At 67.5% G+C, this 17,082-nt stretch carries 16 protein-coding genes and 2 riboswitches; of the genes, 2 read left to right on the plus strand and 14 right to left on the minus strand.

Annotated elements, in window-relative coordinates:
- The 4 genes from ABIE19_RS11000 to phhA all read right to left on the minus strand — a co-directional run.
- A partial coding sequence (locus ABIE19_RS11000) for a homogentisate 1,2-dioxygenase (RefSeq protein WP_354089245.1) occupies positions 1 to 338 on the minus strand: 338 nt, incomplete at its 3' end.
- Between the two features lie 79 nt (positions 339 to 417).
- Entirely contained in the window at positions 418 to 1,488 is a 1,071-nt protein-coding gene (gene hppD / locus ABIE19_RS11005) for a 4-hydroxyphenylpyruvate dioxygenase (protein ID WP_354089246.1), read from the minus strand.
- A 34-nt stretch (positions 1,489 to 1,522) separates the two neighbouring features.
- The gene (locus tag ABIE19_RS11010) at positions 1,523 to 2,704 is read right to left on the minus strand and encodes an amino acid aminotransferase (protein ID WP_354089247.1); all 1,182 of its coding nucleotides are present in this window, start codon (positions 2,702 to 2,704) and stop codon (positions 1,523 to 1,525) included.
- Entirely contained in the window at positions 2,704 to 3,567 is an 864-nt protein-coding gene (gene phhA, locus ABIE19_RS11015) for a phenylalanine 4-monooxygenase (RefSeq protein ID WP_354089248.1), read from the minus strand. The genes ABIE19_RS11010 and phhA overlap by 1 nt, the downstream gene beginning before the upstream one ends.
- A gap of 127 nt (positions 3,568 to 3,694) precedes the next feature.
- On the opposite strand from phhA, the gene ABIE19_RS11020 reads away from it, so the two are divergent.
- On the plus strand, positions 3,695 to 4,153 hold the full coding sequence (locus ABIE19_RS11020; RefSeq protein WP_354089682.1) for an Lrp/AsnC family transcriptional regulator: 459 nt from the start codon (positions 3,695 to 3,697) through the stop codon (positions 4,151 to 4,153).
- A 15-nt stretch (positions 4,154 to 4,168) separates the two neighbouring features.
- Here the strand turns inward: ABIE19_RS11020 and ABIE19_RS11025 are convergent, their stop codons facing one another.
- The gene (locus ABIE19_RS11025; protein ID WP_354089249.1) at positions 4,169 to 4,876 is read right to left on the minus strand and encodes an SDR family oxidoreductase; all 708 of its coding nucleotides are present in this window, start codon (positions 4,874 to 4,876) and stop codon (positions 4,169 to 4,171) included.
- Between the two features lie 74 nt (positions 4,877 to 4,950).
- Here ABIE19_RS11025 and ABIE19_RS11030 point away from each other — a divergent pair, with 74 nt between their 5' ends.
- Positions 4,951 to 5,865: a LysR family transcriptional regulator gene (locus ABIE19_RS11030; RefSeq protein WP_354089250.1), complete on the plus strand. Its 915-nt coding sequence runs from the start codon at positions 4,951 to 4,953 to the stop codon at positions 5,863 to 5,865.
- Between the two features lie 147 nt (positions 5,866 to 6,012).
- Here ABIE19_RS11030 and mnhG read toward each other — a convergent pair whose 3' ends face one another.
- The 9 genes from mnhG to ABIE19_RS11075 form a co-directional block, all read right to left on the minus strand.
- The gene (mnhG, locus tag ABIE19_RS11035) at positions 6,013 to 6,354 is read right to left on the minus strand and encodes a monovalent cation/H(+) antiporter subunit G (RefSeq protein WP_354089251.1); all 342 of its coding nucleotides are present in this window, start codon (positions 6,352 to 6,354) and stop codon (positions 6,013 to 6,015) included.
- Positions 6,351 to 6,635, minus strand: coding sequence for a K+/H+ antiporter subunit F (locus ABIE19_RS11040; protein WP_354089252.1), 285 nt, complete (start codon positions 6,633 to 6,635; stop codon positions 6,351 to 6,353). Before ABIE19_RS11040 ends, mnhG begins: the two co-directional genes overlap by 4 nt.
- Positions 6,632 to 7,123, minus strand: a complete 492-nt coding sequence (locus ABIE19_RS11045; protein WP_354089253.1) for a Na+/H+ antiporter subunit E — start codon at positions 7,121 to 7,123, stop codon at positions 6,632 to 6,634. The genes ABIE19_RS11040 and ABIE19_RS11045 overlap by 4 nt, the downstream gene beginning before the upstream one ends.
- Positions 7,120 to 8,715 carry a monovalent cation/H+ antiporter subunit D gene (locus ABIE19_RS11050; protein WP_354089254.1) on the minus strand — a complete coding sequence of 532 codons (1,596 nt, stop codon included), beginning with the start codon at positions 8,713 to 8,715 and terminating at the stop codon, positions 7,120 to 7,122. The genes ABIE19_RS11045 and ABIE19_RS11050 overlap by 4 nt, the downstream gene beginning before the upstream one ends.
- Positions 8,712 to 9,056, minus strand: coding sequence for a Na+/H+ antiporter subunit C (locus tag ABIE19_RS11055; RefSeq protein WP_354089255.1), 345 nt, complete (start codon positions 9,054 to 9,056; stop codon positions 8,712 to 8,714). The genes ABIE19_RS11050 and ABIE19_RS11055 overlap by 4 nt, the downstream gene beginning before the upstream one ends.
- Complete coding sequence (locus ABIE19_RS11060; protein WP_354089256.1) at positions 9,056 to 11,959, minus strand: monovalent cation/H+ antiporter subunit A; 2,904 nt, start codon at positions 11,957 to 11,959, stop codon at positions 9,056 to 9,058. Before ABIE19_RS11060 ends, ABIE19_RS11055 begins: the two co-directional genes overlap by 1 nt.
- Before the next feature lie 179 nt (positions 11,960 to 12,138).
- Entirely contained in the window at positions 12,139 to 12,762 is a 624-nt protein-coding gene (locus tag ABIE19_RS11065; RefSeq protein WP_354089257.1) for a HupE/UreJ family protein, read from the minus strand.
- Position 12,763: 1 nt separating this feature from the next.
- Positions 12,764 to 14,338, minus strand: coding sequence for a PepSY domain-containing protein (locus ABIE19_RS11070; protein ID WP_354089258.1), 1,575 nt, complete (start codon positions 14,336 to 14,338; stop codon positions 12,764 to 12,766).
- On the minus strand, positions 14,338 to 16,305 hold the full coding sequence (locus ABIE19_RS11075) for a TonB-dependent receptor plug domain-containing protein (RefSeq protein ID WP_354089683.1): 1,968 nt from the start codon (positions 16,303 to 16,305) through the stop codon (positions 14,338 to 14,340). The genes ABIE19_RS11070 and ABIE19_RS11075 overlap by 1 nt, the downstream gene beginning before the upstream one ends.
- Positions 16,306 to 16,505: 200 nt before the next feature.
- A riboswitch (cobalamin riboswitch) is annotated at positions 16,506 to 16,735 on the minus strand.
- A gap of 95 nt (positions 16,736 to 16,830) precedes the next feature.
- A riboswitch (cobalamin riboswitch) is annotated at positions 16,831 to 17,029 on the plus strand.
- The last annotated feature ends 53 nt before the right edge of the window (positions 17,030 to 17,082 follow it).

Consider the following 17,082-nt stretch of genomic DNA (forward strand, 5'->3'; position numbering starts at 1 on the left):
CAGTCGGTCGGCTGGTCCGGCATGGGCAGGGGATCCCAGCGCATGCGGTTGGGATTGGGCGGGGTCTCGACGAAGGGACCGGAACGCACCCGGCCCTGCGCGAACGGCTGATACGGCCCGTGCTGGGCCGAGGGCCGCAGGCGGTAGAGCCAGCTTCTCAGATTATGGTCGCGCGGGGCGGTGAAGGCCGTCCCCGACAACTGCTCGGCGTACAGCCCCAGGGCCGGACGTTGCGGCGAGTTCCGACCCTCCGGCAGCGCACCCGCCACCGCCTCCGTCGCGAAGTGATTGCCGAAGCCGCTCTGGTAAACGGGCGCGTTGGGTCGGGCGGACGACATGGCGAAATCCCGGGCTACGTGAAACTTTGGAAGAAAGGGTCAGGGACGGGAGATGCAGGAACCGCCCCTGACCGCCGGGTCAGGCGTCGACCTTGATGACGCCGCGTCGGATCTGGTCCAGCTCGATGGACTCGAACAGGGCCTGGAAGTTGCCGTTGCCGAAGCCTTCGTTGCCCTTGCGCTGGATGATCTCGAAGAAGATCGGGCCGAACAGGTTGTCGGTAAAGATCTGTAGCAGCAGGCCTTCGTCCCCGATGTTCCCGTCGATCAGGATGCGGTTCTTCTTCAGGCGCTCCAGATCCTCGCCATGGCCGGGGACGCGCTTGTCGACCAGCTCGTAATAGGTCTCGATCGTGTCCTGCAGCTTGACCCCGCGGGCGCGCAGCTTCTCGACGGTCTCGTAGATGTTGTCCGTCGTCATCGCCAGGTGCTGGATGCCCTCGCCGTTGTACTGGCGGATGAATTCCTCGATCTGGGACTTGTCGTCCTGGCTTTCGTTCAGCGGGATGCGGATCGCCTTGTCCGGGGCGATCATGGCCTGGGAGAAGAGGCCCGTGGCCTGGCCCTTGATATCGAAATACTTCTGCTCCTCGAAGCCGAAGATCTGGTTGTAGAAGGTCGACCAGGTGCGCATCTGGCCGCGCTTCACGTTGTGGGTCAGGTGGTCGAGGATATCGAGGCCCACGGCGTTGGCCGCCTCGGCTTCACGCCAGCCTTCGATCTCGGTCCAGCCGTCGTAGAGCGAGTCCTTCGCGCCGTGCCGGTCGACCAGATAGAGGTAGGAGCCGCCGATGCCTTCCAGCACCTTGGCGTCGGCGTCCAGGGCGCCGACCGAGGCGTCCGCCGCCTTGGCGCCGCGCGACAGGGCCAGGTCATAAGCCTGGGCGGCGTCGGCGACGCGGAAGGCCATGCCGCTGGCCGAAGGGCCGTGGGCGGCACGGAAGTCGGCGGCCTGGCCGGTCGGCTCGTTGTTGACCAGCAGGTTGGTGCGACCCTGCTTGTAGCGGACGATGTCCTTGGTCGGGTGACGGTGTGTCGGCACGAAGCCCAGCTGTTCGATGAGGCCCTTCATGGCGGCCGGGTCGGGGCTGGTGAACTCGACGAACTCGAAGCCGTCGAGGCCGATGGGGTTTTCCGGGGTGATGGTCATGCTGGGGCTCCGGCGCGTCGGCGCTTTGGGAAAATCAGTTGGACAGGACGGCGTCGAACGCCTGGACGAAGCGGGGGACGCTTTCGAGGGTCAGGCCCGCGATGTTGATGCGGCCGGAACCGGCCATGTAGACCGCGTGATCCTTGCGGATGGCGATCACCTGATCCGGCGTCAGGGGCAGAAGGGAAAACATGCCCTTTTGGCCGCCGAGCGGGGCCAGGCGGGGGTGGGCGGCGGCCAGGGCCTGGCGGACGGCGTTCAGTCGCTCGCGGACCGTGTCCAGCTCCATGCGCCAGTCGGCGGCCAGGGCGGGCGTCTCCAGGATGATGCGGGCGGCGGCCGCGCCGTGATCCGGCGGCATGGACCACATGTAGCGCGCCAGGGCGTGCAGGTTCGATCGCGTCGCGTCGATGCTGCCGGCCGCCTTGACGAAAAGGGCGCCGGTGCGTTCGCGATAGAGGCCGAAATTCTTGTCGCAGCTATAGGCGACCAGGGCCTCGTCGACGGCGGCGACGACCAAGCGGGCGCCGGCGGCGTCTTCATCCAGGCCTTCGCCTAGGCCCTGATAGGCGAGGTCGATCAGGGGCACGACGCCGCGTTCGGCCGTCAGGCGGGCGATCTCGGCCCACTGACCCGCGTCCGGATCGGCGCCCGAAGGATTGTGACAGCAGCCGTGGATCAGGAAGACATCGCCGGCGGACGCCTGACCCAGGGCTTCCAGGATGTCTTCGAAGGCCAGGGCGCCCGTGGCCGGGTCGTAATGGCGATAGCTGCAGACCTTCAGCCCGGCGCTTTCGAAGATGGGGGCGTGGATGGGCCAACTCGGGGCGCCCAGCCATACCGTCCCGCCGGGACGGGCGCTCTGCACCAGGGCGGCGGCCAGCCGCAGGGCGCCGGTGCCTCCGGGCGTCTGGACGCCGATCAGGCCCTCAGCCTGTGGTCCCATGGCCAGGCGCGCGGAAAGAGCGACGAAGCCGACGTCGCCTTCGGGGCCGAGGTAGGACTTGGTCGGCTGCTCATCGACCAGCTTTCGCTCCGCCGCCTTCATGGCGCGCATGATGGGCGTATGCCCCGCTTCATCGCGATAGACGCCGACGCCCAGGTCGATCTTCTCGGGGCGAGCATCCTCGCGATAGAGGGCGATCAGGGACAGCAGGGGATCCGGCGCCTGGGGCGTCAGGGCGGCGAACAGGCCTTGGGCGGGACGGTCGAACATCAGGCGGCGCTCCGGTTTTGCGCCCAGGCCTGCGTGCCGCGCGTATGGACGCGATCGGTCAGCAGGACGTCGGCGGGGGTCAGTTCGTCCTGATCCGCCAGTTCGGCGTAGATCGGGGCGAAGTCGGTATCGAGCGTCTGCTTCAGCAGGTCGTCGAAGCTGTCGATGACGAAATAGGTCTGTTGGAAATCATCGATGCGATAGCGGGTGCGCATGACCCGCTTCATGTCGAAGCCGATGCGGTTGGGCGAGGCGTCGTCCAGGGCGAAGACCGATTCAGACCGGCTGGACACGATCCCGGCTCCGTACAGCCTCAGGTCGTCGTTCTCGCGGATCAGGCCGAACTCGACCGTGTACCAGTAGAGGCGCGAAAGCTGGTGGATGGCGTCATGCTTCATCGCCTTCAGTCCGCCCAGGCCGTAGGCCTGCATATAGTCGGCGAAGACAGGGTCGGCGAGCAGGGGGACGTGGCCGAAGACGTCGTGGAAGACGTCGGGCTCCTGCAGGTAATCCATCTGCTCGGGCGTGCGGATGAAGGAGCCGGCGACGAAGCGGCGATTGGCCATGTGCTCGAAAAAGACGCCGTCCGGCACCAGGCCCGGAACCGCCACGACCGACCAGCCGGTCAGCTTCTGCAGGCGCTCGGACAATTCCTCGAAGTCGGGGATGCCGGACCGGGACAGGCGAAGCGTCTCCAGGCCCTTCATGAAGGCCGGCGTGACGCGGGACGGCAGCATCTCGACCTGACGCGCATAGAGGGCGTCCCAGAGCGCATGCTGTTCGGGGGTGTAGGCGGACCAGTCCTGGGGAATGCTCCAGTCGGCGGCCGCTCCGGGCGGAGGGGCGGTTGTTCCTGCGGCCATGGCGATCCTCCCCTCGCACGTCAGGCCGACAGATTGCGCTTCATTCCGCGCGATTTCTTTTCATTGTTCTACGATTTCAGGCGTGTGATGATTGGTTTGTTTCATAAAGGCGAAAAATGTGAATGGCATGATGCTTGATGCGGTGGATCGCAGAATTCTGGCCGTATTGCAGGAAGATGCGGCCCTGAGCCATGCGGCCCTGTCCGAGAAGGTCGGGGCGTCTTCCGCATCCTGCTGGCGGCGGGTGCGGGCTCTGGAGGAAGCGGGGGTGCTTCTCGCGGCCGTTCGTCTTGTCGATCCCGAAAAGGTCGGGCGCAGCGTCAACGTCATGTGCCAGGTGCGGATGCGTTCCCATGCGCCGGACGATCGCCAGGCCTTCGAGAGCTTCCTGCAGACCAAGCCGGAGGTGATGGAGGCCCACTCCATGTCGGGGGAGTGGGACTATCTGCTGCGGATCGTGGCGGCGGACGTGGCGGGCTATGAGCGTTTCCTGATGCGCGAGCTGCTCAACCACTCGAACGTCGCCACCGCCGCCTCTCATTTCGCCCTCAGCCAGGTGAAGTATTCGACGGCCCTGCCGGTCTGACCTGACGGCTTGGGATCATCTCAGACTGTAGCCGCCGTCGGAAAAGAGGGTGGCGCCCGTCATGTTGCGGTTGTCCAGCAGGAAGAGGGCGGCCTGGGCCAGGTCCTCGACCGCGCCGGGACGACCGACGAGGCTGAGGCGGCTGAAGGCTTCATAGGCCGGTTCGCGCACCTCGGCCGGGCGACGACGCCACAGGTCGCTGTCCACGGTTCCGGGCGACAGGCAGTTGACGCGGATCGGCGACAGTTCCTGGGCCAGGGCGCGGGTCAGCCCCTCGACGGCGGCGTTGCAGGCGGCGTAGGCCGGGTGGCCCAATGGCCGCACCGAGGCGGCGCCGGACATCAGGACCACGCCCGCCTCCGGCAGCAGGCGAAGCAGGGCGGCGCGGACGGCCCAATACTGACCCCAGAACTTGGAGCGGAAAGCGCTCTCGGCGACTTCCGGCGTGGCGTCGGCGAAGGATCCCGTGACATAGGCGGCGCCGGGGGTGAACAGGCCGGACAGCGGCGGCGCCTGCTCGAAGAACGCTTGGAGCGAGGCGTGATCGCCGGTGTCGACCGGGCAGGCGAGGACGTTCGATCCCAGGCTGTCGCGCGCCCTAGCAAGACGATCCTGCGACCGACCGCCGATCAGGACTCGATCTCCGCGTTCGACGAGGATTTGCGTCAGGGCCAGGCCCATGCCGGAGCCGCCGCCGATGACGGCGTATGTTTTCTGTTCCATACGTCGAGATTAATGTGGATTCATGCGATCCAATCCTGATCATTCTTCTCATCAATAAGGAAAAAAATGCGTCAATGAGCATGGACGACATCGGTCCAGGCGGAGCCGTGCGGGTGTTCCTGTCCGTCTGCGAACATGGCGGATTCGCGCGTGCGGCCGACGACCTGGGCCTGACGCCGTCTGCGGTGGCCAAGGCGATCGCGCGACTTGAGAGTCGTCTCAAGGTGAGGCTGTTCGACCGCACCACCCGACGTTTCGCGGTGACGCAGGAAGGGGCGGCCTATCACGCCGTTTGCAGCGCGGCGGTGGCTGCGATCCGACGTGTGGAACGCGACATGGTTTCAAGCGCCGCCGAGCCGGTCGGCCTTGTGCGGATATCCATGCCGCCCTTGTTCGGGGCCGAGGTGATCGCTCCGGCCCTGTTTGAATTGGCGGACCGTCACCCGCGTCTGGACTATGAACTGTCCCTGAGCGGAGAGCCTGTCGATCTTCTGAGCGGCGGTCATGATCTGGCGGTGCGGATCGGCGAACCGCCGGACGTCGCGGGCGTGAAGGGGCGGTTGATCGGGGAGCAGCGCCTGACGCTGTGCGCCTCCGTCGCCTACCTGGAGCGCGCGGGGCGTCCGACGTCCTGGCGGGACCTTGCGGGGCACGACCTGATCGCCTCGGCGCGGCGAGGACGCATCGCGCCCTGGCGATTCAGGGAGGACGGCGCCGAGGTTTCCTGGACCCCGACGGCTCGTCTGGTTCTGGACGGCGCGGCCCTGTCCCTGGCCGCCGTACGGGCGGGACGGGGCATAGGCCTGGCGCCGACCTGGCTTGTTGCACGCGATGTGGCGGAGGGGCGGCTGGTCTCTGTTCTGGAAGATCAGGTCGCGGGTCATCGGCCAGTCTATCTGCTGTGGGCGGAGACGCCTGTTCTCATCCCCCGGCTGAGGGCGACGATCGACGCCGTCGCGGAGGCGGCTGCAGCGGTCGTCGGGCGCTGAGATGCAGGAAAGCTGCATCCTCGCACAGCATTTCTACATTTGGCGGAACGAGGCGGCGTGAGAGGTTGGAACTGTCTCCCGAGAGACATTTCCTCCCCTTTTGAAACTGCGGGCCGCGATGCGGCCCGCATCTTTCCATTGTCGAAGCTATTCGGGCGGAATGTGATCGTCGCCCTCGACGCGGTCGCGATAGACGGCGGCGCGCGCCAGCAGGACGAGAGTGACGGGCGTCGTGACCGTCAGGAAGACGCCGATCAGCAGATCCTTGAGCGCCAGTCGTCCCTCGACGAACGACCAGAACATCGTCGAGCCGATCACGATCAGAGCCATGCCAAGCGTGGCGCCGAGGGTCGGCGCATGCACCCGTTCGTAGAACCGCTTGAACACGATCAGGCCGACCGAGCCGGTAAGAGCGAGCAGACTGCCGCTGATCGCCAGGGCGACCACGATCCAGGCGGCCCAGATGGGAAGTTCGGACGGCGTGTTCATTCAATCACCTCGCCCCGCATCAGGAACTTGGCCAGGGCGACCGTGGCCGTGAAGCCCAGCATGCCGATGATCAGGGCGGCTTCGAAATAGAGGCCGCCTGCGCTGCGCATGCCGTGGACCAGGATCAGCAGCATGGCGTTCAGATAGAGGGTGTCGAGCCCGAGGATGCGGTCCTGGGCGCGGGGGCCGCGCATCATCCGCCAGGTCGCGAGCAGCATGGAGAGCAGCAGCAGGGCCTGAGCCACGCCCAGTCCCCAGAAAAGAACGGCGGCGGCGCTCAAGGAAAGATCTCCAGCAGCAGGCTCTCGTACCGGCCCTTGATCAGCTCGATCCATTCATCCTCTTCGGTCAGGTCGAGGACGTGCAGCAGCAACCGGCCGCTGGGGCGGTCATACTGGACCCACAGCGTGCCCGGCGTGCTGGTCAGGACGATGGCCAGCACCGCCAGGCCGTATCGGTTCCGCAGGTCGAGCGGCACATGGATGAAGCCGGATCGGCGCACGCGGCGCTTGCGCCCCATGATGAGGGTCGCGACGGCGTAGTTGGACTTCACGACATCCACGGCGACGTAGCCGGCCAGCCGGAGGATAGCCAAGGGAGAGCGGACGCCGGATCGGTCCGGCTCCAGCACGCGCATGACTTGGGGGATGGTCAGGGCCGCCAGGGCGGCGACCACGACGTCGCCGGCCGAGACGGGGCCGTTCAGCAGCAGCCAGGTCAGGAAAAGGCCCGCAGCGAGGAGGGGGTGGGGGAGAAGGGCCTTGATCATGCGCCCCCTCCCAGCACGGCGCCGATGTAGTCGCGCGGCGTCGCCAGCCACTCGCCGGTCTTGTCGGCATAGGTCAGACCCGCCGCGGCGCCCATGCTGAGCCACAGGCAGCAGAGCACCAGCCCGCCTATCGCCAGGAATTCCGGACTATGGACCAGCGGCGGGGCGCCTTCGCGTTTCCAGAAGCCCGCCACCCCGAGCCGGGTCAGCGCGACCAGGGCTGCGAAGCTGGACAGGGTCAGGACGGCGATCAACACCCAACTGGCCGCCGACAGGACGCCTGAGCCGGACAGAAGCGCCGCGAAGATGGTCAGCTTGCCGGCGAAACCGGCCAGGGGCGGCAGGCTGATGGTCACCAGGGCGGCCAGGATGAAGGCGCCGCCGAGGAAGGCGGTGGAGGCGGGCAGGACGCGCCCGACCTCCTGTACGTCGTCTGCGGCGAAGGGGTCGTCGTACTCGTCGTCGAACACCGCATCCTGGGGCGACACCGCCTGATCCTCGCCGCGCGCCAGGACCTCGGCGATCAGGAACAGGGCGCCCGCCGCCAGGGTGGAGGCCGCCATGTAGAAGAGGGCGCCGCCGACGGCTTCAGGGCGGGCCGTGCCCGCAATGGCCAGGACCGTGCCTGACGACACCATGACCGCATAGCCGGCGGCCTGTTCCAGGCGGCGCGAGGCGAGCATGCCCGCCGCGCCGAACAGGACCGTCGCCGCGCCAGCCGACAGCAGCCATAGGTTTCCGAACCCGGCGGACGCGCCGGCGTCAGCGCCGAACAGCAGGGTCGCCAGTCGCAGGATCACATAGACTCCGACCTTGCTGAGAATGGCGAACACGGCCGCGACCGGGGCGCTGGCCGCCGCATAGGCGCCCGGCAGCCAGAACCCCAGGGGCCAGGCCGCGGCCTTGACCAGGAAGGCCACGCCCAGGACCGCGCAGCCGATGTGGAACAGGGCCCGGTCGTGCGCGGGAATGGTCGCGACGCGGTCGGCGATGTCGGCCATGTTGAGCGCGCCGGTCACGCCGTAGATCAGGCTGACCCCGATCAGGAAGAAGAGCGACGCCGTCAGGTTGATCGCCACATAGCCCAGGCCGGCGCGCACCCGCTTCTCTCCCGAGCCGTGCAAGAGCAGGCCGTAGGACGCCGCCAGCATGACTTCGAAGAAGACGAAGAGGTTGAAGAGGTCCCCGGTCAGGACCGCGCCGTTCACGCCCATGACGAGCAACAGATAGAGGGCGTGGAAACGAGGACCGGCCCGGTCCCAACGCGCCAGCGAGAAGAGCAGGCCGCCGGCCGCCAGGGTCGCCGTCAGGGCCAGCATCAGGGTCGAAAGCCGGTCCGCCACCAGGGTGACGCCGAACGGCGCAGCCCATGCGCCCAGGCTGTAGACGCGCGCCGTGTCGTCGCCGCCCGGTCCGCCCACGGCGGCTTCATGCAGCAGGGCGTAGGCGGCGCCGACCAGGGCCATCAGGCAGCAGAGGCTGATCAGGGCCTTGAGCCGATAGCGTTGCTCCTTCAGCAGCAGCATGGCCGCCGCCGCCGCCAGCGGCAGGACGATGGGGACGACGATCAGGTGGTCCTGCCAATTGATCATTCGCCAGGCTCCTGTCCGTCGATATGGTCGCTGCCGGTGATGCCGCGACTGGTCAGCAGCACGACCAGGAACAGGGCCGTCAGGGCGAAGCTGATGACGATGGCGGTCAGGACCAGGGCCTGGGGCACCGGATCGGCGTAGGCGGTCGGATCGACCGGACCGGAGTCCTTCAGCACCGGCGGCGCTCCGGCGCGAAGGCGTCCCATGGCGAAGATGAACAGGTTGACCGCATAGCCGAGCAGGGACAGGCCGATGATGACCTGGAAGGTCCGGGGGCGCAGCAGCAGCCAGACCCCTGCGGCGGTCAGCACTCCGATGCCGAGGGCGAGGACGACTTCCATCAGGCGGCCTCCTCGTCAGCGACAGCAGCGCGCGACTTGCGCAGCGACTGGTGGGCGATGGCGACCAGCATCAGGACGGTCGCTCCGACCACCAGAAGGGCTACGCCTGCGTCGAACACCAGGGCCGAGGCCAGCGGCGTCTTGCCGACAAGGGGCAGGTCGACATAGCGGAACCAGGAGGTGAGGAAAGGATAGCCGAAGAGCCATGAGGCCGCGCCCGCCAGGACGGCGATCAGCAGCCCGCCGCCGATCCACACCAGGGGACGGATCCGCAACCGCTCCTCGACCCAGCGCGCGCCGGACGCCATGTACTGAAGGATGAAGGCGATCGACAGGGTGATCCCGGCCGCGAAGCCGCCGCCCGGCAGGTCATGGCCGCGCAGGAACAGATAGAGGGCCAGCAGGATGATGAAGGGGAACAGCCAGCGCATCACCACGCGCGGGATCAGCATGGTTTCGGACAGGGTGTCGCCGACCGCTCGATCCTCCCGGCGATCATCGCTGTCGTTCTGAATCCGCTTCTGTTCGGTCTCGCCCAGGCTGTCGGCCGCTGGACGGAAACGACGCAGCAGGGCCCAGATGGTCAGGCCCACAATGCCCAGGACGGTGATTTCGCCCAGGGTGTCGAAGGCGCGGAAGTCGACGAGAAGGACATTGACGACGTTGCGGCCGCCGCCCTCTGAATAGGCGTGATCCAGGAAGTATTTCGCCAGGGGCGACCCTGATGGGCGCGTCATGACGGCGAAGGCGATCAAGGCCGTGCCGGCGCCCGCGGCCGTCGCTATGGCCAGGTCCGTCAGGCGGCGTCGGCGCGCCTTGGCTTCCTGTACGGTCGTCAGGCCCGGCAGGCGCTTGGGCAGCCAGCGCAGGCCAAGCAGCAGCAGCACGGTGGTCACGATCTCGACCAGCATCTGGGTGGTGGCCAGGTCGGGTGCTGAGAACCAGACGAAGGTCAGGCAACTGACCAGGCCGACGCCGCCGACCAGGACCACGGCGGCCAGGCGATGATACTTGGCCTGCCAAGCTGCAGTGACGGCGCAGGCGCCGCCGACGACCCACAGCAGGGTGAAGCCCAGGCCCGGCCGCTGAACGGTCAGGCCCGCCTCGTCGAAGCCCAGTCCGGCCAGACCGCTGGCCAGGAGGGCGGCCAGCATGCAGGTCAGGATGATGGCGCGCAGGCGGGCCTGTTGTCGGGATGCGCCGAGGCGGCGCACGATCCATTCGGCGGCGAGGTTGAAGCCGCGCATGACCCGGTCATAGGCGCGAGCGCCGTTGAAGCGGCCGACCACCCACGGACGATCGCTGCGATTGATGCGCGGTCCCAGCACCTTGTAGAGGGCCACGCCGCCGATCAGGGCGACGGCGCTCATCAAGAGCGGCAGGTTGAAGCCATGCCACAGGGCGAGGCTGTAGTAGGGAACCTCGGGCCCCAGGACCGAGCGGACAGCGACGGCCAGCACCGGACCAATGGTGACTGCGGGCAGGACGCCGACGATGATGCAGAGACCGACCAGCACCTCGATCGGGAAACGCATCCATCGCGGCGGCTCGTGCGGGGTCTTGGGCAGGTCTACCGGCTCGGGGCCGAAGAAGGTCTGGTGGATGAAGCGGACGGAGTAGAGAACGCTGAGCAGGCTGGCGACAGTGGCCAGGACAGGCAGGGCCAGGTTCAGGTGCCGGCCGCCGGTGTGGGCGACGGCTTCGGCCAGGAACATCTCCTTGGACAGGAAGCCGTTGAGCAGGGGAACGCCCGCCATGGCCGCCGCAGCCACGATGGCCAGGGCCGCCGTGACCGGCATAGAGCGTCTGAGGCCGCTGAGTCGGCGCATGTCGCGCGTGCCGGTCTCATGGTCGATGACGCCCGCCGCCATGAAGAGCGAGGCCTTGAAGGTCGCGTGATTGACGGTGTGGAAGATGGCCGCGACCGCCGCCAGCGGACTGCCCAGCCCCAGCAACAGGGTGATGAGGCCCAGATGGCTGATGGTCGAATAGGCTAGCAGGCCCTTGAGATCGTTCTGGAAGACGGCGCTCCAGGCGCCGAAAAGCAGGGTCGCCATGCCCGCCGATCCGACGATGACATACCAGGCGTCGGTTCCCGCCAGGACCGGCCACAGGCGGATCATCAGGAAGACTCCGGCCTTCACCATGGTGGCGGAGTGCAGATAGGCGCTGACCGGCGTGGGGGCCGCCATGGCGCGGGGCAGCCAGAAGTGGAACGGGAACTGGGCGCTCTTGGTCAGGGCGCCGGCCAGGATCAGGATGAGGGCGGTCAGGTAGTAGGGGCTGTTCTTTATCGCGTCGCCGGACGCCAGAACCACGTCCAGGTCGAAGCTGCCCGCGATCCGCCCCAGGACGACCACTCCGGCCAGCAGGCAAAGCCCGCCTGCCGCTGTAACGGTCAGCGCCATACGCGCGCCGTCGCGCGCCGCCGCATTGTGATGCCAATAGCCGATCAGCAGGAAGGAAAAGAGGCTGGTCAACTCCCAGAAGGCGGCCAACTGGATCAGGTCGCCGGCCATGACCATGCCGGTCATCGCCCCCATGAAGGCGAGCAGGAAGGCGAAGAAGCGAGGAACCGGATCGTCCGCCGACATGTAGTAGCGGGCGTAGAGCACCACCAGCGCGCCGATCCCCTGCACCAGGACCGCGAACAGCCAGGCCAGGCCGTCCAGGCGCAGGGTGAAGTTGACGCCCAGGGTCGGCATCCAGGGCGTGGACCAGCGGACAGGTTCGCCCGTCGCCACGGCAGGGAAGAGGAAGGCCAGGCAGATCAAGCCGATCAGCGACGCCGACCAGGCCAGCCCCGCCGCCAGGTTCCGAGCGCGTGACGGCAGGAAGATCGCCAGCACAGCCGCCGCGAAGGGCGCCCCGAACGGAACAAGCAGCAGGAGGGCGTGAGGCATGCGTGCGGGGGCTCCTGGTGCGGAAGGCTTTGAACCGAGAGCCTAAACGGCGGCCTGACGGCGAACCATAGGAAGTCTGCGGCTATCGGCCCCATATCGACACACGGTCTCGTGAAGTCCGCGTTATCCGGAGTGAGGTCGGGACTGCGACCGGGGCGGCCGGACGCAGTCCCGCTTCGTCAAGCGGACAGGGCCATCACCACGAAGGCGGCGCCCGCTGCGGCGACCAGGCCGCCGACCAGTCGGGTGAAGACCGCGTGACGCGCCGCCAGCCAGCGCGCGGCGACGAGGACGGCCGTGGCCACGAAGCCCTGGATCAGGACAAGGCCGGCCAGATAGGCCCAGACGGCGCCTGTCTGAGCGCCAACCATGGTTTCCGCCAGGGCGTAGCCGTGCAGCAGACCGCTGATTCCGAACAGGCCCAGGGTCAGGGGCAGGGGCGCCGTCGGCCGCAAGGCCGCCGTCAGACCTACGGCGAAGACCGACAGGGCCACCCAGATTTCCAGAAGGGGCAGGTCTACTTTTGCGAAATGCAGGCCGCATCCGGCGGCCATGGCGATGATGAAGACGAAGGGCAGGCTGAGGCCGCGCTGGAAACGGGCGGCCAGCAGTCCCACGCCGATCAGGATGGCGAAGTGGTCCAGGCCCAGGACCGGGTGGGCCAGGCCGGCCGCAAAGCCTTGGGCGGGCGTGGACGGCTGGTCTCCATGCATGCCGTGGTGGGCCAGGGCGGGCCCGGCGGACAGGGCCAGCAGGACGGCCGGAGCTGCGAAGGCCAGGGCTTTTCGGTGCAGGTTTCTCATTTCAGTTCCTCTCATGGTCGGCGGGGGATTGTGGAAAGGGAGAGCGGCGGCGTCGGCTCGTCCGGGCTGCAGTCAGAGCATGGCTCAGGCCCGAGATGTCGCGCCCGATGCGGCGGAAGCTCATCCAGGCGCCGGTGGCGCAGACCAGGGTGACGCCGAACAGCAGGGGCAGGACCACCAGATCCCAGATCGGGCGCGTCCGCAGACCGTCGAAATCCAGGCCGTGCAGGCCGTTGCGGATCCAGCGCGACCATCGTCCGTCGCGATCGACCACCCGGCGAACCTGTCCCGTGTCGGCGTCCAGATAGACGCGGGTCTTCTGGGCGTCGGACAGGACGGCGCGCCAGACGGGCAGGGCGGGCCGATCGCCCTTGCGCCCGTAGTAGTAGGCGTCTTCCCGCGTCAGGCGCTCGATCGAGACGGGCTTCAGCGGCGCCAGCATGCTCCGCACCTCGGCCTCGGTCACGGGATCGGGGAGGCCCGTGGGGGCGAGACGAACCTGGCTCCCGTCGCCGTGGACCGCCGCCAGGCGGACCTGACCCGCTATGGGGACGGCGACCAGTTGCGCCGTCTTAGCGTCGGGCGTGATGCGGGCCGCGTCGGTCAGGGCTTGCCGGAATTGCTCGCCCGTCGCCTCGCCGGTCAGCACCTGGCGCACCGGACGGTCGCCGCCCCCTTCCAGAAGGCCCCAGGGGTTCATGGTCATCAGGCCGCTGAACACCCAGGTCAGGGTCAGGACGCCGAAGATCAGTCCGATCATATGGTGCCAGAACCATAGACCCCGAAACGGCGACATGCGCCCGTTCCGGCGTCGTCCGAAATGGACGACGCCGACATAGAGGCCGGTGACGGTCAGGAACGAGCCCGCGACCGAGGTCCAGACCACCACGTCGTTCCACAGCTTGCCGTTCTGGCGCAGGACGGTCGGGTAGAGCCAGTGAGGCACAGCGCCCAGCCAGCCCAGCAGACGTTCGCGCGCATTGGTGTGCTGAAAGGCCTGGCCGTTGACGCCGGAGACATAGATGTCGCTGCGTCGCGGGTCGTCGAAGCGGACCTGATAGAGGGGCTGATGACGCTTGGCGAACTGGACGGTCCATTGATCCTGCCTGATCGGCCGAACCCAGGCGGGATCGGCCCAGATCTCCAGCGCCTCGGCCTGTCGTCGCGCCATGCGGCCGGCCATGTCCGCGTCGATATCGCCGAAGGGAAGGCCGGTGGTCAGGTCATAGGTTTTCCCCGCCGAGCCGCGTCCCATGGCCGCCCGCAGGATCGGGCGGCCGTCCAGCATCTCGATGCGGAAACCGGACAGGGCCGCCGCATCTTCCGGATCGAGTTCAGGCACGACGCAGCAGTCGTGCAGGTCCAGGGGCTGCAGACCGGCCAGGCGTTCCGGTTCGGTCAGGGCCGGATAGCCCTGGTACATCATGACGAAGCCCGACAGGCACCAGACCGTCATCAGCACCCCGGTCGCCACGCCCAGATAGCGATGGATCACCATCAGGGCGCGGAACAGAGGGCCTCTTGTCTTCGGCGCGCGGGGCGTTCCGCCCTGCGTCGCAAGGGAGGCGCCGCGCATCAGAAGCTGTAGCCCAGGGTGACATAGGCCGTGCGGGGCATGCCCAGGCGGCGATAGAGGAAGCGGCGGCTGGGGCTGGAACCGCGCAGCACCGCCGAGGCGACAGAGGTGGCGTAGTCCTCGTCCAGGGCGTTCTCCAGCCGCAGGTTCAGGCGCGTCCGCCGCGCCTCGCCGTCGATGAACCAGTGGGCGGACAGATCGACCACGGCGTAGTCGCCGTAGGGCTGGACGCCGAAGCCGGAAACCGTGTTCTCCGTCTGGCCCACGTATTTGACGGCGGCGGAAGCGCCGAACGGGCGATCGACCGGGGCGTAGTTCAGATTGAACTTGGCCGAATGTTCGGGGCGCCCGGCGATCTGCACGCCCGTCGTGCGCGCTCTTTCGCGGCTATAGCTGTAGGCCAGGGTGTAGTTGAACGATCGCGCCAGGTCTCCGCGCACCGTCAGCTCGGCGCCGGAAACATCGGTCTTGCCGTTAATATTGACGTAGATCCCGTCGAAGCCGTCCGGCGGGTTGCTGTTGTCGGCGGCGATCAGATTCTTGACTTCGCGCCTATAGGCCGTGACCTGCCATGACAGGGGCCGGGCGGCGTCGAGCCGGCCGCCGAAAGCGAGGTTGAAGTTCAGGCTCTCTTCAGGCTTGAGGTTCGGGTTGCCGCGCGTGCAGCAGGGATCGACGCCGTATAGCTTCTCCGCGTCCGGCAGCAGGAAGGACGTGCCGACGGACCCTTCGACATAGAGACTGTCCGTCAGGTCATAGACGCCCGAGGCGCTCCAGACCACGGTGTCGGCGCCGCCGGCATGGTTGTAGCGAGCGCCGGCGGTCAGGCGGGCGCGGGACGAGAAGGCCTCGGTCGTTCGAACCTGGCCATAGACGGCGTGAACCTGTTCGGTCTCGCCCTCGATCAGCAGGACTTCGTCGCGACCCTTGTAGTTCTGGAAGTCATAGCCGAGATCATAGTCGGCGAGCCGCGTGCGGAACCGGGCCAGGCCGCTGAGACCGAAATCCTTGTAACCCCAGTATCTGGACGGGTTCGGGCGGGTGTAATAGTCCGTATCCCATTGGTGATAATAGGATTTCAGGAAGAACTGAGGGCCGGTGTCAGGCGTGTAGTCCAGGCGGACGATGCCGATGGTCTCGTCGCGGTCATTCACGGACACGCCGGACTGGCTGGGGTAGTCCAGGGCGGCCGCGGTGCGGATGTACTGCAACGTCAGCGACAGGTCGTCGGTGAAGTCATAGCCGTATTTCACCCCGCCGCTCAGCACGTCATAGCCGCGCTTCTTGTCGGTCACGTCCGGCTGATAGGCGTCATAGAGGTCGTAGCCGTCGCTCTTGTCCTTGGACGCCCAGACAACGAACTTGTGGCGTCCGAAGGCATCGCTGACGGCGCCGTTCACATGAAGGCCGTCGTTCGTGTCGGCGCCGAGGTTCACGGCGCCGGTCAGGTCGCGGCTGAACGGACGGCTGACGACATTGACGACGCCCGCGGCCGCCTGGGTGCCGTACAGGACGCCGTGGCCGCCCTTCAGCACCTCGATCCGCTCGACCATGGCCGCGGGCAGGGTGTCGGCGGGGCTGGTGGAGTTGTACAGGCGGTTGTTGATGCGGACGCCGTCGATGGTCCACAGGACGTCGCTGCTCCGCGATCCCTGCAGCGAGAGGTTCACATAGCTGAACGGGCCGGCCTGGGTGGTCATGAAGGCGCCGGGGACCAGCATCTCGATGGCCTGGGACACATCGACGAAACCGCGGTCGCGCAGTTGGCGCGCACTGATCGTCTCCACGTCGAAACCATGGTCCGACAGAAGTTTGGGCAGGGTCTCTTCAAGGCTTTGACCCGTCACGACCACATCGGCGACGGCGTGGGCCTGATCGGTGGAGAGAGGCGTTTGGGTCGAAGTCTGAGCCAGGGCGACGGCAGGCGAGCAGGCGAGGGCGGCCGCAATCGCGGCGCGCGAAATCATATGGGACACGCGGTCCTCCATCAGCGTCCGTGCGACATGACGGAGAGCGTCCTCCGGAACCTGGGAAGGCGCCCGGCGGTCGACGCGCCGGCGGGCGCAGGACGCGAGAAGGCGCCCGGCCGGACCGGTCGATGCGGCTCTCCGCCGCTTCGTCGTCGCTCAGACGGAGTTCCGCGCCTGGACCATCCCCTGGACCCGGGCAAGAGCGACTCGCGACGGCCGGTCTCCTGGCTTGCGGATCAATGCGCGATGCGCGGCCTTCCCAGGGCGAGCCCCAGTGGCTGCGATCCCGACGCCTTTCGGCGGGCCGGGACCACGATGCGCATCGCACTAGCCGCTCACAGTTGCAGGGACAGCCTCGGACCCGGCGCGAACGCCTCACCGATGTTCCCGTAGAGCCCTCGCGGGCGCCGGCGCGATGTCAGAGGCAGGCCGCAGGGCCTGTCCCATGAATAGGCCATATCCCCAATCCGGCGGCCCGCCAAGCTTGATGTCGTCGGCTTGACCCGCAGGCGTCGCCCGGCCTATCGACGCGAGCGTCAAGGTTGGAGGGCTTCGGTCCTCCTTGGGAATGCGGTGCGGTCGTCAGACCAAATCCGCAGCTGCCCCCGCAACTGTAAGGGTCCGTCGACCGCGCGGCGAACGCCACTGGAGCCCAGCGCTCCGGGAAGGCGCCGATGCGATAGGGCCTGAGCCAGGAGACCGACCTGACGCGACAGACGACGACGGTGCGGAGGGCGCCGGACGGTGCGAAACGGCGACCGGCCGCGCTTTCGC

It is taken from the genome of Brevundimonas faecalis (genome assembly GCF_040549405.1).
GTDB classification, from domain to species: domain Bacteria; phylum Pseudomonadota; class Alphaproteobacteria; order Caulobacterales; family Caulobacteraceae; genus Brevundimonas; species Brevundimonas faecalis.

What these genes read in the sequence shown, in the direction of transcription:
- hppD (WP_354089246.1), bottom strand. Translation starts at nt 1,488, where the DNA reads ATGACCATCACCCCGGAAAACCCCATCGGCCTCGACGGCTTCGAGTTC.
- ABIE19_RS11010 (WP_354089247.1), bottom strand. Translation starts at nt 2,704, where the DNA reads ATGTTCGACCGTCCCGCCCAAGGCCTGTTCGCCGCCCTGACGCCCCAG.
- phhA (WP_354089248.1), bottom strand. Translation starts at nt 3,567, where the DNA reads ATGGCCGCAGGAACAACCGCCCCTCCGCCCGGAGCGGCCGCCGACTGG.
- ABIE19_RS11020 (WP_354089682.1), top strand. Translation starts at nt 3,695, where the DNA reads ATGATGCTTGATGCGGTGGATCGCAGAATTCTGGCCGTATTGCAGGAA.
- ABIE19_RS11025 (WP_354089249.1), bottom strand. Translation starts at nt 4,876, where the DNA reads ATGGAACAGAAAACATACGCCGTCATCGGCGGCGGCTCCGGCATGGGC.
- ABIE19_RS11030 (WP_354089250.1), top strand. Translation starts at nt 4,951, where the DNA reads ATGAGCATGGACGACATCGGTCCAGGCGGAGCCGTGCGGGTGTTCCTG.
- mnhG (WP_354089251.1), bottom strand. Translation starts at nt 6,354, where the DNA reads ATGAACACGCCGTCCGAACTTCCCATCTGGGCCGCCTGGATCGTGGTC.
- ABIE19_RS11045 (WP_354089253.1), bottom strand. Translation starts at nt 7,123, where the DNA reads ATGATCAAGGCCCTTCTCCCCCACCCCCTCCTCGCTGCGGGCCTTTTC.
- ABIE19_RS11050 (WP_354089254.1), bottom strand. Translation starts at nt 8,715, where the DNA reads ATGATCAATTGGCAGGACCACCTGATCGTCGTCCCCATCGTCCTGCCG.
- ABIE19_RS11055 (WP_354089255.1), bottom strand. Translation starts at nt 9,056, where the DNA reads ATGGAAGTCGTCCTCGCCCTCGGCATCGGAGTGCTGACCGCCGCAGGG.
- ABIE19_RS11060 (WP_354089256.1), bottom strand. Translation starts at nt 11,959, where the DNA reads ATGCCTCACGCCCTCCTGCTGCTTGTTCCGTTCGGGGCGCCCTTCGCG.
- ABIE19_RS11065 (WP_354089257.1), bottom strand. Translation starts at nt 12,762, where the DNA reads ATGAGAAACCTGCACCGAAAAGCCCTGGCCTTCGCAGCTCCGGCCGTC.
- ABIE19_RS11070 (WP_354089258.1), bottom strand. Translation starts at nt 14,338, where the DNA reads ATGCGCGGCGCCTCCCTTGCGACGCAGGGCGGAACGCCCCGCGCGCCG.
- ABIE19_RS11075 (WP_354089683.1), bottom strand. Translation starts at nt 16,305, where the DNA reads ATGATTTCGCGCGCCGCGATTGCGGCCGCCCTCGCCTGCTCGCCTGCC.